Origin of the sequence: Streptomyces xylophagus, assembly GCF_000716435.1 — a bacterium.
Classification (GTDB): domain Bacteria; phylum Actinomycetota; class Actinomycetes; order Streptomycetales; family Streptomycetaceae; genus Streptomyces; species Streptomyces xylophagus.
In genome coordinates, this window is sequence record NZ_JNWO01000006.1 from 193,070 (window position 1) to 205,673 (window position 12,604).

12 protein-coding genes are annotated in these 12,604 nt (G+C 72.6%); 3 read left to right on the forward strand and 9 right to left on the reverse strand.

Annotated features, from left to right (window positions below; genetic code table 11):
- Positions 1-14: 14 nt before the first annotated feature.
- From OO70_RS14315 to OO70_RS14355, 9 genes are read right to left on the reverse strand one after another with little or no spacing between them, the layout of a single operon-like run.
- Positions 15-1,118 carry a GNAT family N-acetyltransferase gene (locus tag OO70_RS14315; protein WP_051741186.1) on the reverse strand — a complete coding sequence of 368 codons (1,104 nt, stop codon included), beginning with the start codon at positions 1,116-1,118 and terminating at the stop codon, positions 15-17.
- Positions 1,115-1,747: a YveK family protein gene (locus tag OO70_RS14320; protein WP_043669547.1), complete on the reverse strand. Its 633-nt coding sequence runs from the start codon at positions 1,745-1,747 to the stop codon at positions 1,115-1,117. The genes OO70_RS14315 and OO70_RS14320 overlap by 4 nt, the downstream gene beginning before the upstream one ends.
- Entirely contained in the window at positions 1,744-2,898 is a 1,155-nt protein-coding gene (locus OO70_RS14325) for a glycosyltransferase (protein ID WP_043669548.1), read from the reverse strand. The genes OO70_RS14320 and OO70_RS14325 overlap by 4 nt, the downstream gene beginning before the upstream one ends.
- A complete protein-coding gene (locus OO70_RS14330) occupies positions 2,895-3,653 on the reverse strand; it encodes a polysaccharide deacetylase family protein (RefSeq protein WP_043669549.1) in 759 nt (252 codons plus the stop codon). The genes OO70_RS14325 and OO70_RS14330 overlap by 4 nt, the downstream gene beginning before the upstream one ends.
- Complete coding sequence (gene murJ / locus OO70_RS14335) at positions 3,637-5,367, reverse strand: murein biosynthesis integral membrane protein MurJ (RefSeq protein WP_078651404.1); 1,731 nt, start codon at positions 5,365-5,367, stop codon at positions 3,637-3,639. The genes OO70_RS14330 and murJ overlap by 17 nt, the downstream gene beginning before the upstream one ends.
- Positions 5,364-6,704: an O-antigen ligase family protein gene (locus tag OO70_RS14340; protein ID WP_043669552.1), complete on the reverse strand. Its 1,341-nt coding sequence runs from the start codon at positions 6,702-6,704 to the stop codon at positions 5,364-5,366. The genes murJ and OO70_RS14340 overlap by 4 nt, the downstream gene beginning before the upstream one ends.
- A gap of 3 nt (positions 6,705-6,707) precedes the next feature.
- Positions 6,708-8,129 (reverse strand): exopolysaccharide biosynthesis polyprenyl glycosylphosphotransferase, encoded by a 1,422-nt coding sequence (locus OO70_RS14345; protein ID WP_043669555.1) that lies wholly within the window; start codon positions 8,127-8,129, stop codon positions 6,708-6,710.
- Positions 8,126-9,301 carry a glycosyltransferase gene (locus OO70_RS14350; protein ID WP_043669558.1) on the reverse strand — a complete coding sequence of 392 codons (1,176 nt, stop codon included), beginning with the start codon at positions 9,299-9,301 and terminating at the stop codon, positions 8,126-8,128. The genes OO70_RS14345 and OO70_RS14350 overlap by 4 nt, the downstream gene beginning before the upstream one ends.
- 54 nt (positions 9,302-9,355) lie before the next feature.
- On the reverse strand, positions 9,356-10,432 hold the full coding sequence (locus OO70_RS14355; RefSeq protein ID WP_043669561.1) for a hypothetical protein: 1,077 nt from the start codon (positions 10,430-10,432) through the stop codon (positions 9,356-9,358).
- A 254-nt stretch (positions 10,433-10,686) separates the two neighbouring features.
- Between OO70_RS14355 and chpG the strand changes: the two genes are divergently transcribed.
- The 3 genes from chpG (at position 10,687) to OO70_RS14370 (ending at position 12,499) form a co-directional block, all read left to right on the forward strand.
- Positions 10,687-10,926, forward strand: coding sequence for a chaplin ChpG (gene chpG, locus OO70_RS14360; protein WP_043669565.1), 240 nt, complete (start codon positions 10,687-10,689; stop codon positions 10,924-10,926).
- A 272-nt stretch (positions 10,927-11,198) separates the two neighbouring features.
- Positions 11,199-11,993 (forward strand): hypothetical protein, encoded by a 795-nt coding sequence (locus tag OO70_RS55975; protein WP_043669568.1) that lies wholly within the window; start codon positions 11,199-11,201, stop codon positions 11,991-11,993.
- A gap of 215 nt (positions 11,994-12,208) precedes the next feature.
- A complete protein-coding gene (locus OO70_RS14370) occupies positions 12,209-12,499 on the forward strand; it encodes a hypothetical protein (RefSeq protein WP_043669571.1) in 291 nt (96 codons plus the stop codon).
- Positions 12,500-12,604: the final 105 nt, after the last annotated feature.

Consider the following 12,604-nt stretch of genomic DNA (forward strand, 5'->3'; position numbering starts at 1 on the left):
TGGCGGCGGGCCGCTCACGGTCCGTCGCCACCGCGCTCCTTCCACTTCCGCAGTATCGCCTTGCCCCGCCGGCGCGCGGCGACATCGCAGACGACCGCCGCCATCAGCGGCGCCGTGCGCCGCCGGGCCAGCAACAGCCGCTGGTTCACGACCGGTTCGGGCCGCCAGTGATGCTTGTACGGCTCGTTCCCGCGCAGCAGACTCAGCGTCCCGGGCCCGTCGGTGCCGGTGTGCTCGGCACACGCGTCGAGCAGCATCACCGCCACATCGGCCTTCCGCTCCCGCAACCGCGGATGGGCGCCGTACAGATACCCGCCCGCGAGCCGCCGCGACAACAGCGTCAGGTCCACGGCGACCACGTCCTCGTCGAGCCGGAACTCGGTGACGACGGCGTCGCCGGAGCGCACCATCGGCCCGACCGAGCGCACCAGGTGCTCGCAGAACCGGGTCTGGAGATGCTCGGACGTCACCTTCCGCCCCTGCCACTGGAGTTGATGCAGCTCCAGCAGCCGCCGCAGCGCCGAGTCCACCCCGTCCGGCTGTACGACGTGCCGCTCGACGCCGAGTGCCGTCAGCTTGCGGAGTTTGGCGCGGACGCGTTGGGCCTTGGAGGAGGGGAGACGGGCGACCAGTTCGTCCATCGGTACGGCGGGCAGCTCCAGGCACAGCGAGTCGTGGACGCGGCGGCGCGGGCCGCGCCAGCGGTCGTAGACGCGCTCGACCGCGCCGCCGGGCCGTACCTCGCGGAAGTCGATCAGCGCGGTGCGGGCGGCGGACGCGAGGCCCTCGGTGAGCGCGGCGACCGCCGGGTCCCCGTGCTCGTCGTCCAGCAGGACGTCCCCGTAGTCGGAGATCGCCCCGCCGAGCGGGACCAGCGCGGGCACCGGACGCCGTACGAGCATCAGGGGCGCGGCGGCGACGAGTTCGCGGCCGTCGCGCACAACGAGCAGGCGCAGACGGCCGGTTCGGCCGTACGACAGCCACCAGGAGTGCAGCCAGGCGTGGGACTGGAACGGGGTCGCCGCGCCGCACTTCTGGTACAACCGGCCCCAGGCCGGGGCCAGTTCGGCGAAGGCCTGGGCGTCGGTGACGAGTTCGGTCGAGTACACCGGTGTCACAGGACGTCGGCCGCGGTGGCCGGGCTGGGCACCGAGGCGGGGCGGCCGGTCTCGTCGGCGGTCCGGCGCGGTCGTACGAGCAGCAGCAGGCCGCCGAGGAGACCGCCCGCGCTCGCGCCGACCAGGCCGGTCACCGCGGCCGGGGCCGAGGAGGGCCCGGCCGGCTTGATGGCGCGGGCGAAGGTCTGGAGTTCGACGTGGGTGGAGTCCTTGGAGTCGTTCGCGTGCACGGTCAGCGAGCGGGACACCGCGTTGGCCATGTCGGCGGCGAGGTCGGCGCGCGAGGAGGTGGCCGTGACGGCGACCATCGGCGCGTCCGGCGAGGTCGCCGTCTGCACGCTCGACTGGAGCGTCTTCACCGGCACCCCCGCCCACACCTGCGCGTCCCCGAGCACCGCGAGCTGCGTGGCGACCCGGCCGTAGGCCTGCGCGAAACCGAGCGCGGTCGAGGAGTCGGCCTTGTCCGTGGGGACGGCGATGACGTAGCTGGTGGCCGTGTACGTCGGCGTCTTGGCGATGCCGAACACACCGCCGAGCAGTCCGCCCGCGACGGCGCCGGCCGCGAGGAGGGACCAGGCCGGGAGGGCCGTGGCGCGGGCGAGGGGGCGGTGCTGTCGGTTCTCGGTCATGAGGAACTGGCTCCCTGGGGTGCGGGGGACGGCGACGAGGTGGAGACCGCGGCCGCGTACACGTCCATGAGTTGGGCGGCGCTGCGGGTGATGCAGTAGTGGTGGGCGGCGTCCGGGGCGGTGCGCGGACGCGGACCCTGCGCGCGGGCCGCCGCCAGCGCGCGGGCGAAGACGTCGGGGCCGCCCTGGACGCGCCGGGCGGCGGCCGCGGCCTGCGGCGGCAGGTCCTCGATGGCGGGGCAGGAGGCGTAGAGCACGGGCAGCCCGGACGCCAGTCCTTCCACGACGGCCAGGCCGAAGGCCTCCTCGGGCGAGGGTGAGGCCAGCAGGTCCATCGCGGCGGTGAGGGAGGGCAGGTCGGGGCCCGGGGTGCCGTCCGGTGTGTAGGGGCGTTCGCCGGTGAACAGCACCCGGTCGGCCACCCCGCAGTCGTGGGCCGTGCGGCGCAGGAGGTTCTCCTCGGGGCCGCCGCCGACCAGCAACAGCCAGTAGTCGGAGGGGAGTTGGGTGAGGGCGCGGATCAGGACGTCGAAGCGTTTGCCCGCCGCGAGGCGGCCGATGCCGCCGACGACGTACGCGCCCTCCGGCAGACCGAGGCGTTGGCGGGTGCGCAGTCGCTGGACCGGGTCGAAGCGGAAGCGGGCCAGGTCGATGCCGTTCGGGACCACTTCGATGCGCGGGCCCGGCACACCCCACTGCTTGAGGCGTTCGGCCACCGTGGGGGAGACGGCGACCGTGGAGCGGCCCAGGCGCTCGCTGGCGAGATACAGGGCGCGGACCCCGGCGCTGAGCCTGCGGCCCTCCATCTGCGAGTCGCCCAGGGAGTGTTCGGTGGCGACGACCGCCTTCACGCCCGCGACCCGGGCGGCGAGCCGGCCGTAGACGCAGGCGCGGTAGAGGTGGGTGTGGACGAGGTCGTAGCCGCCGGTGCGGATGATTTTGACCAGGCGGGGGAGGGCGGCCAGGTCGCGGTTGCCGGTCATGCCGAGGTGGCGGACGCGCACTCCGTCGGCGGTGAGGCCGTCGGCGACCGCGCCCGGGTTGGTGAGCGTCACGACGTCGCAGTCGACCGGCAAGTGGCGGATGAGCAGCCGCAGTTGCTGCTCGGCGCCGCCCACGCCGAGCCCGGTGATGATGTGCAGGGCCTTCATGCGAGCCCCTCCACCGGGCGGCGGCGCAGGCGGTGCAGCCGGTACTTGAGGAAGAGGCGTACGGCGGTGTCGTTCTGGCCGATGTGGACGCGGGGGAGTGCGTGCACGCCGTTGAGGTCGCCGGGGTTGATGGCGCAGGCGTAGGTGTAACCGGCCGCGCGTACGGCGTCCATGGCACGGGTGTCGATCGTGCCGTAGGGGTAACAGAAGCCGTCGATAGGGGAGTTGAGCAACTCCTGTAGCTGGGAACGGCTTTCGGCGACCTCGGCCTTCAAGGTGGCGTCGTCCGCCTTGGTGAGGTCGACGTGGGTCAGGCCGTGGGAGCCGATCTCCACGCCCTCGGCGGCCGCGCGGCGGATGCCGTCCGCGGTGAGGAGCGGTTTGCGGGGGCCCAGCGGGTCCCAGGCGTTGTCGCCGCCGAGCCTGCCGGGGAGGACGAAGAGGGTGGCGCCGAAGTCCCGACGGGCCAGCAGGGGAAGGGCGTTGGCGACGAAGTCGGCGTAGCCGTCGTCGAAGGTGAGACCGACCAGGCCGTGGCCCTCGCCCCGGCCGCGGGCGGCCAGCAGGTCGGCCATGGACACGCCCCGCAGACCGCGCCTGTGCAGCCAACTCAGCTGCTGTTCAAGGCGGTCGGGGGTGACCGTGATGCGGTAGGGGTCGTCGGAGCAGTCGCCGACGGAGTGGTACATCGCCACCCACGGGACCGGGCCCGTGACGCGACTGCCGGTGGTCGGGGAATCAACGGGAGCGGCCATGGATGAGCCTTCGTGTGACGGAGCGGACGGATTCCAGTGCGGGGGCGAAACCCTGGGCGCCCAGGGCCCAGCCGAGCAGGGCGAAGACGACGGTGACGGTCGTGCAGCCGACCGTGAGACCGAGCAGCGGTGAGGGCATCGCGCGGGCGGCGAACGCCCCGGCGACCGTCGCGACCGCCGCCGCGCGCACCGGGCGGCTCAGCTCGACCAGGACGTGCCGGGTGCGGAGGGGGACACTGCGCGGGCCCGAACCGCAGAGCAGGAGTACGGCGGTGGTGGTGATGCCGGTGGCGTTGGCGATCGCGATGCCGGTGACGCCCCAGGGACCGACCGTCGAGGCGCCGATCCAGGAGGTCACGACGATGCCGGCGGCCATCGCGGCGACCGGGTACCAGGTGGGGCGGCCCGCCGAGAAGTAGGAGCGGACCAGGACGCCGACCAGGGTCTGGCCGAGCAGTCCGAGGGCGTACACGCGCATGACGCCGGCCGTGGCGGCGGTGTCGTGGGCGGTGAACGCGCCCCGCTGGAAGAGGAGTTCGATGATCTGCGGGGCGCAGGCGATCACCGTGGCGGCGCCGAGCAGGACGAGGCAGGCTGCGAGCGCGAGGTCCCGCTCCACGCGGTTGCGGGCCTTCTCCGTGTCGCCCTCGGCGAGCGCCCGCGCGACCACCGGGAAGGTGACCGTGCACAGCATCAGCGAGAGCACCATCGGCATCTGCGCGACCTTCTGCGCGTAGTTCAGATGCGAGATGGCGCCGGCCGGGAGGTGGGAGGCGAGGAAGCGCTCGATCAGGACCTGGGACTGGCGGCAGAGGGCGAAGAGCAGCACGGTCGCCATCAGCGCGAAGTTCATCGGGCGGGCGGACTCGGTGGTCTCCGTGTCGGGTGACGCCGGTTTGTGACTCCTCAACTGACGTACCAGTGCGGGGAGTTGGGTCAGCACCATCAGGCAGCCGCCCGCCGCCACGCCGAGCGCCGCCGACCGTACGCCCCAGTGCGCGCCGAACGCGTACATCCCCGCGATGATGCCGATGTTGTACGCCACGTAGATCGCCGCCGGTGCCACGAAGCGGCGGTGGGCGCGGAGGGCCGCGCTGCAGTAGCCGGCGAGGCCGAAGCTCAGGACGCAGGTCGCGGTGATGCGGGTGCAGCTGACCGCCAGCGCGGGGTTGGGCAGGCCGGGGGCGAGGGCCTCGACCAGGTAGGGGGCTGCTGCGATGAACAGTGCCGATACCGCGATGAAAGCCAGGGTGAGGCGGGGGAGGGTGGCCTTTACCAGGGTGCGGACCGGGTCGCCGGGGGTGCCTTGCGCTCTGCGGGCCAGGGCCATGCTGAATGCGGGGATCAGGGCGAAGGCGAGGCCGTCCTCGATCAGGAGGGTGGCGGCGAACTCGGGGATTGTCCAGGCGACGAGGAAGGCGTCGGTTTCGCTGCCGGCGCCGAAGAGGCGGGCGAGGGCCTGGTCTCTGGCGAGGCCCAGGAGGGAGCCGGTGATTGACAGAACGGCGGTGATTAGTGCGGCTTTTGCCAGGAAGCGGCGGGATTCGGGGGCCTGGGTTTGTTCTGGCGAGGGGGCTGGGATCAGGGGTGGTTCGGTTGGTTGTCGGGTGCTGCGCCGTGGGGGCTGGTCGCGCCCCGCGGCGGAGCCGCTGATCGATACAGCCCCGCGCCCCTTAAAAGCTTCGTCCTGCTCGGTGTTGCCCGTCACCGTCATTGGGCCATGGCCCCTTCGGCGGTCGCTCGCACCGGAGTTGCCGCCGTCAGCCGCTCCTCCTCGTTCGCGCCCACCAATGACCACGATGCCGCCACGCCGAAGACCACCGCCGTCAGGACCGTCGACGGGCCGCCGATGTCGGCGTACATGAAGTCGATCAACTGCCAGATGAGGAGTCCGGCGGAGACCAACGCGCAGTCCAGGCCCGGGAGTCCGGCGCGGTGGGTGCGGAAGAGGCCGCGCAGTGCGCACACCAGCAGGGACAGCCAGCTGCCGGCCAGGGTGAGGAGGCCGATGAGGCCCTGTTCGCTGAGGACCAGGAGGTACATGTTGTGGGGGGAGAGCAGGGGCTGCTTGAGAAAGGCCGCGCCTGCGCCCTCGGTGTCGCTGCCTGAGGACAGGGCCAACGAGGCGTTGCCGTCGCGGTGTTCGGGGAAGCCCTTCAATCCGACGCCGGTCAGGGGGTGTTCGCGCCACATCGCGGTGGCCGCCGCCCACATCGTGTAGCGGTCGGTCACCGACTGGTCCGGTGCGTCGGTGACTTGGGTGATGCTGCTGATCCGCTCCTGGAGCATCGCCGAGCCGACGCCGAAGCCGCCGACCAGGACGACGCCTGCCGCCGTTACGGCCGCGGCCACCTTCAGGGCGCGTCGCAGTCCCGCCAGTGCCAGTTGCAGCGCGCAGGTCGCCGCCGTCGCGATCCAGGCGCCCCGGCTGAAGGACAGGGCCAGCGGCAGCAACAGGGCGAACGTGCAGCCTACCGCAACTGCCCGCTGCCGTACGTCATTTCGGCCCAGGCCCAGTGCCAGCGCGAGCGCGCAGATCAGACCGAAGGACACGACCGTCGCCATGCCCATCACGTCGGTCGGTCCGAAGGTGCCGACGGCGCGGATCTCCTCGCCCTGGTACGAGGCGCCGGTCCCGGTGACGTACTGCTTGATGCCGATCGCGCCCTGCCACAGGGCGAGTCCGACGAAGGACCAGGCCAGCAGGCGGAAATCGCGTCGGTCGCGGATCAGGAGGACCACGGCCGCCGGGACCAGCACGAAGATCTGGAGGTAGCGGCCGAGGCCGCTGAGGCCCGCGCCCGGCGAGGACGCGCCCATGGCGGCGATCGACAGGCCGAGCACCGGAAGTCCCATGACCGCTACGGCCGTTGGGGTCAGGGGGCGTTGCCGGTCGCGCAGCAGCCGGATACCGCAGTACAGCACCACCAGCCCGGAGACCGCGTCGGCCGGGCCCGCGCCGCCCGCGCCCGGGGCGAGCGGCAGGCCGAGCAGGGCGATCACGGCGATGACCGGCAGGACCGGGGCGAACGTGCGCAGGCGGTGGTTCACGGCTCAGCTCCCCGTCGGACGTACGAGCGCGGCGGCGGTGCGGGCCAGGATGCAGATGTCCTGCCACAGCGACCAGTTGTCGATGTACGCGTTGTCGAACCGGCAGCGGTCCTCGATCGAGGTGTCGCCGCGCAGCCCGTGGATCTGGGCGAGGCCGGTGATACCGGTCTGCATCCGGTGGCGGGCCGCGTAGCCGGGGTAGGTCTGGCTGAACTTCGCGACGAAGTAAGGGCGTTCGGGGCGCGGGCCGACCAGGCTCATGTCGCCCCGGAAGACGTTCCACAGCTGGAGCAGCTCGTCCAGCGAGGTCTGGCGCAGGAAGCGGCAGAAGCGGCTCATCTCCAGCTCGCCCGCGACGCTCCAGCGGGTCGCCGCCTCGTGCTCGTCGACCGGGCGGTGGGTGCGGAACTTGAGGAGTGTGAAGGGGCGGCCGTCCTTGCCGATGCGCTCCTGGCGGAAGACGACGCCGGGTCCGTCGGTGAGGCGGAGGACCGCGGCACACATCAGCAGCAGCGGGCTGACCGTCAGCAGCAGCGTCCCGGACACCAGCACGTCCAGCGCCCGCTTGCCGGAGCTGCCCGGTCGCCGTGACCCCAACTCCAGCCGCCTGCAGGCGAATCCGGCGAGCTGGTCGCGCATCTCGTACGAGGGCGACTCAGCGTCGACCTCCCAGACCACGCAGCCCGACTCCGCCAACGCCCGCAGCAGCGGCCCGCGTTCGGACCGCACGGAGGGATGCACGGTGAGGACGGCCCGGACGCCGTTCTGGATGAGGGCGCGTTCGACCTCCTCGCCGGTGGTCAGTACGGGCAGGCCCTCGGTGCCGTCCGGGTGGTCGGCGACGATCCCGACCGGCTCGACCCCGCACTTCGGGTGCCGCAGTACGGCCGCCGCCACGCGCTGGGCGGTCGTCGCCGGGCCGATCACCAGGGCGGTGCGGGGGCGGCTGAGCAGGGCCTTGCGGCGGCGCCGGTGGACCACGCCGCGTGCCACGCAACTGGCCGCCGTCTGCAGGGCGAAGCCCAGGAGCAGGGTGCGTGCGGACAGCGCGCGGTCGGGGTCGTAGGCCGCCGTGAGGGTGCCGAGCGCGAGCCAGGCGACGGCGATCCGGCCGCAGACGGTGGGCAGTTCGTCGAGGACGCGCGGTACGGCCCGGGGGAGGTGCGGGCGCAGCAGTATCGAACCGGCAATCAGCAACGCCACCAGGAGCGGCCTGCGCTGGCCGGCGGTCAGCGCGAGCGCGCCCAGCAGGGCGGCGGAGAGGTCCGCGCCGAGCAGCGGCAGCGGCGAGGTCGGTCGCGCGGGCGGGCGGCGGACCGGGAACCGGAAACCGCCGCCGGTGCGGCGGGGGATGACCGAGACGTTCGAGAACCCGTGGTCCCGTGGCTGTCCGCCGGGGGAGGGGACGGTGCTTTCCGCAGTCACGAGTGGATGGACTCCCTGCACTCGGTGGGCACGACGGGTTTGCCGCCGAGCAGTTCGCGATAGACCTCCGCGACCGCTCCGGCGGTGTGCCGCATGTCGTGCGTGGACTGGACGTACCGGCGCCCCTGATGGCCGAGGGACTCACGCAGCAGCGGGTCGAGCAGCAGCTCGGCGACGGCCCCGGACAGCACCGCCGGGTTCTCGGCCGGGACCAGGCAGCGGGGGGCGAGGGCGGGGGGCAGGCTCTCGCGGGCGCCCGCGACATCCGTGACGACGACGGGCCGCCCGCAGGCCATCGCCTCCAGGGGTGCGAGCGCCATGCCCTCCCAGCGCGAGGGCAGGACCACCAGGTCGGCGGCCTGGTACCAGGGCAGGGGATCGGCGACGGCCCCCGCGAACAGCACGGAATCCGGGGCGAGTTGACGCAGCGCGGCCCGGTCGGGCCCGTCGCCGACGAGCACCAGCCGCGCCTTCGGTACCCGCCGGAGGACCGCGTCCCACGCCGTCAGCAGGACGTCCTGGCCCTTCTGCCGGCACAGCCGCCCCACGCACACCACCAGCGGCGCCGCCGGATCGACCCCGGCGAGCTGCTCGATCCCGGCCCGTACGGTGTCCACGGCGGCCGGGTGGAAGCGCTCGGCGTCGATCCCGTTGGGGATCACGCTCCAGCGGCCCCGGACACCGGCCCGCAGTCCGGTCGTCCGCTCGGCCTCGCTCACGCACACCGTGCGGGTGGCCCACCGCGCACCCCACCGCTCCCAGCCGACGGCGAGCGCGGCGGTGACCCCGCCGACCGCCTCGAACGACCAGGCGTGCGGCTGGAACAGGGTCGGAATCCGCCCCCGCACGGCGAGCCGCCCGGCCAGCCCGGCCTTCGCGCTGTGCGCGTGCACCAGATCGGGCCGCACCTCTTCGACCAACCGGGCGAGCCGCCGTACCTCGGAGACGAGCGCGGGACCCGGCGACCGGGTCGCCTCCCACAGCCGTACGTCGGCGCCGAGCGCCCGGACCCCGTCCGCGAGGCTGCCGCCGTCGGGGCAGGCGACCGTGACGTCCAGGCCGGACGCGAGCTGGGCCCGCGTCAGATCCGTGACGACACGGGCGACCCCGCCGTCCACGGGCTGGGCGAGGTGCAGGACCCGTGGCCGATGGTCGGTTGCTGGCTGGTGCATTGCGCGGTTTCCTCGCTCACGGGTGGCGCTCGGGACTGCGGGCGGGAACGCGCGTCACTGCTGGGCGTCGACGGCGACGAAGAGCGCCCCGAACCACGCCGCGTCCCGCTGGGAAACGAGCCGGAAGGCCAGCTGGTCACCGCCCGGCCGCAGCGCCTTGCCGAGATCGAACACATCGGAGTCGTAGCCGAGCGTGTTCGCATACGCGGGCGCACGCTCCGAAGGCGCCGCCCCCGGGTCGCTGATCGTGGAATTCAGCACATCGTCATGGGGATTGGCGCCGTCACCGAGCGCGGTGGCGTTCGTACGACCGGTCGAGAGCGTGAGCGAATCTCCGGTGCGGCCGCGATCCCCGTTGTACGCCACCACGCCCGCGCGTCCCCCGGCGTGCGCGGGCGTGTGCAGCCCGCGCAGTCGGATCTCCGCGCCGGTCCGGGAGTCCAGCGCGTCGAAGCCGTCCCACAACTCCAGTCGGCGCAACGGCTCCTGCGGCTTCTCGTACGCCACGACGAGCGTCCAGCCGCCCCACGCCCCGGCCGCCGACCTCCCCATCGCCGTGTTGACCTGGGCCACGGTGTAGAGACCCGAACCACTCTCCTGGACCAGCCCGGTGACATCCGCCGAGGCCTGGAACGCGTCCGCGCCGCCCGCCACCCGGTGCCCGACGACCGTGTCCGCGAGCACCGCCTTGTACTCGCCGCCGGGCTCCGCGATCAGCACCCGCCCGTTGTCCGCGGGCGGCTTCTGCTCGCCCACCCGGAGGTTCCCGCCCCAGTACAGGCGTGCGTACGTGGCCCGGGCGCCCTCGGGCAACCGGACCTCGGCGCGGGAGGAGTTGTACGTGTTGGGGTCGCGGTCGACGTCGACGTAGAACATGTCGAAGTCGCCGTTGGCCGCACTCTGTCCCTCGCGTACGGCCGGGCAGGCGGCCGAGTCCGCGCGGCAGCTGATGGAGGTGTTGGCCGCGCGGACCATGCCGCCGTGCTGGAGCGCGTGAAAGCGCTGGGCGAGGGGGACGCGCTCGGCCTCGGCGGGGGCGGACGCTCCGGAGGCGGCCGGGGCCCAGATCGTGACGAGGGCCAGGGCGCCCGTCGACGCCCGGCGCAGCAGCGGACCCAGGGAATTGCGCATGACCGGAGATGCCCTTTCGAGAAGTACGGCCCCTATATGCGATTTGCTGGCTATAGGGGTACTTCGGGAGGTGCGCAACTCTAGTGGCTATCCGTATTAATCCGGCGAAACGTGACAAGTGTGTCGGAATGGTGAAGTTCGGCCCTGTGGGACATCACCCCATTGGCGGCACAACCCCCGTGGGCGTCGCGCGTTGACACAGCGCCGGGCATCCCCGCCCGGATGTTTGTTTCAACCCCAAGGAGCACCTCTCCATGTCGCGTATCGCGAAGGGCCTGGTCCTGACCTCCGTTGCCGCCGCCGCCATGGCGGGCACCGCCGGCATCGCCGCCGCCGACAGCGACGCGCACGGCGCCGCCGCCCACTCCCCGGGCGTGCTGTCGGGCAACGTCGTCCAGGTTCCGGTTCACATCCCGGTCAACGTCTGCGGCAACACCGTCAACGTCATCGGCCTGCTGAACCCCGCGTTCGGCAACGAGTGCGTCAACGACTGACGTCCGCGCGCATCCCTTCGGCCGGCCGTTTCCCCGTGGTGTTTCCGCGGGGGGACGGCCGGTTGGCGTTGGGGGTGGTGTCGAGGGGCGTTGCCCCGAATGGGCGGTAGCGGTGCCGGTCCGGCGGTCCGGTCTTGACATGGCCCTCACCAGGCACGACGTCGACCGTACGGCTGACGGAGGGTCACCCGGCGCGATCGACCGGTTGCAGATGGTGGTGAGCGCTTTCACGGTGGGCTCAAGATCCGAAGCACCACCGAAAGGAACACCCCATGCGTGGTCTGCCCGCACGGCGCATCGCGTCCTCCGTACTCTGTGCCACCGTCCTGATCGGAATCGCCGGCCCCTCGGCCGTCGCGGCCGACAACGACTCGGCGCGGAAGCACGTCCACGCCGCGTCGAGCGTGCCGGTCCCTGGAGCCGACGGGCTGCTCGCCCAGGTCAAGGGCCTCGGCGACGTCGGCAGCGTGCTCACCCCGGTCACCGACCTGCTGAACCAGGTGCTCAAGGCCGACAACGGCCAGCTCTCCGCCGACCAGGCGCAGAAGCTCGTCGACACCGTCAACGAGGCCGTCGCCAAGATCACCGCTGCGGCCCCGGCCGCTCCGGCTGTTCCGGCCGCTCCGGCTGTTCCGGCGGCGCCGGCCGTACCGGCGGCTCCCGCTGTCCCGGCTGTCCCGGCCCTTCCGGCGACGCCCGCGCTGCCCGCCACCCCTGCCCTGCCCGCGACTCCCGCCCTGCCCGCGCTGCCGAAGAGCGGTGACGACTCCAAGGGCAAGAAGGCGCCCGCCGACCTCGCCGGGGACGCCCTGGCCTCCCTGCAGAAAGCGGTCGCCAGCCTGCTCACCGCCGTCACATCCGGCGATGTCGGCGGGGTCGTCCCGGCGGTCACCGGTGTGGTGACGGGACTCGTCAACGTGGTCGCGGCCACGCTGCTGGGCGGCGGTCTGCCCGCGCCGAGCCTGGCCGGTCTCCCGGCGCTGCCCGCGCTGCCGTCCACGTCCTCGCTCCCCGCGGTGCCGGCGGCACCGGCCCTGCCCGCCGTGCCCGCGGTTCCGGGAGTGTGACGCGAGCAGTCGTGGAAAAGCCGTTGGGCCGGTCCTTTCCGGGACCGGCCCAACGGCCTTTTCATATGAGGATGGGAAACGCCGATGAGACACACGCTGCATTCGAGTGGGGAGCAGAAAGTTTCTGCGCACGGGGTTTCCAGCCCGGTCGGAAATCGTTGGACACGGCGACAGAATTCCCTCTGGTGACATGAGTTGCCGAAGAAAGGAACACGATGAAGTCCCTGAAGGCTGCCGCTGTCGTTGCCGGGTCCGTCGCCCTCGCCGGTGCCGCCGCGCCCGCGTTCGCCTACAGCCCCGCCGACGTGACGCCCACCAGCCTCACCGGCGCCGTCAACACCCTCACCAGTGGTCAGCTCCAGCCCGCCGACGTGATGCCGCTGCAGCACCAGTCGGACGCGCTCGACACCGAGAACAAGCAGTCCCCGCTCAGCACCGTCAAGGGTGCGGCCGGCGCGCTGAACCAGCACAACCCGCTGCTCGGCGGACTGCCGCTGCAGAGCTGAATTTCTCCGGTGGTGTTCGAGGGGCGTCGAGAGGCGTCCCTCGTTCGTGTGGCGGGGCGCCCGCGCCATCGGCCGGACGGGTGAGAACGCGGCCGGTGGTCTTCC

Coding starts and splice junctions, on each gene's coding strand:
- murJ (WP_078651404.1), bottom strand. CDS start 5,367: ATGACGGTGACGGGCAACACCGAGCAGGACGAAGCTTTTAAGGGGCGC.
- OO70_RS14370 (WP_043669571.1), top strand. CDS start 12,209: ATGAAGTCCCTGAAGGCTGCCGCTGTCGTTGCCGGGTCCGTCGCCCTC.
- chpG (WP_043669565.1), top strand. CDS start 10,687: ATGTCGCGTATCGCGAAGGGCCTGGTCCTGACCTCCGTTGCCGCCGCC.
- OO70_RS55975 (WP_043669568.1), top strand. CDS start 11,199: ATGCGTGGTCTGCCCGCACGGCGCATCGCGTCCTCCGTACTCTGTGCC.
- OO70_RS14350 (WP_043669558.1), bottom strand. CDS start 9,301: ATGCACCAGCCAGCAACCGACCATCGGCCACGGGTCCTGCACCTCGCC.
- OO70_RS14355 (WP_043669561.1), bottom strand. CDS start 10,432: ATGCGCAATTCCCTGGGTCCGCTGCTGCGCCGGGCGTCGACGGGCGCC.
- OO70_RS14320 (WP_043669547.1), bottom strand. CDS start 1,747: ATGACCGAGAACCGACAGCACCGCCCCCTCGCCCGCGCCACGGCCCTC.
- OO70_RS14330 (WP_043669549.1), bottom strand. CDS start 3,653: ATGGCCGCTCCCGTTGATTCCCCGACCACCGGCAGTCGCGTCACGGGC.
- OO70_RS14325 (WP_043669548.1), bottom strand. CDS start 2,898: ATGAAGGCCCTGCACATCATCACCGGGCTCGGCGTGGGCGGCGCCGAG.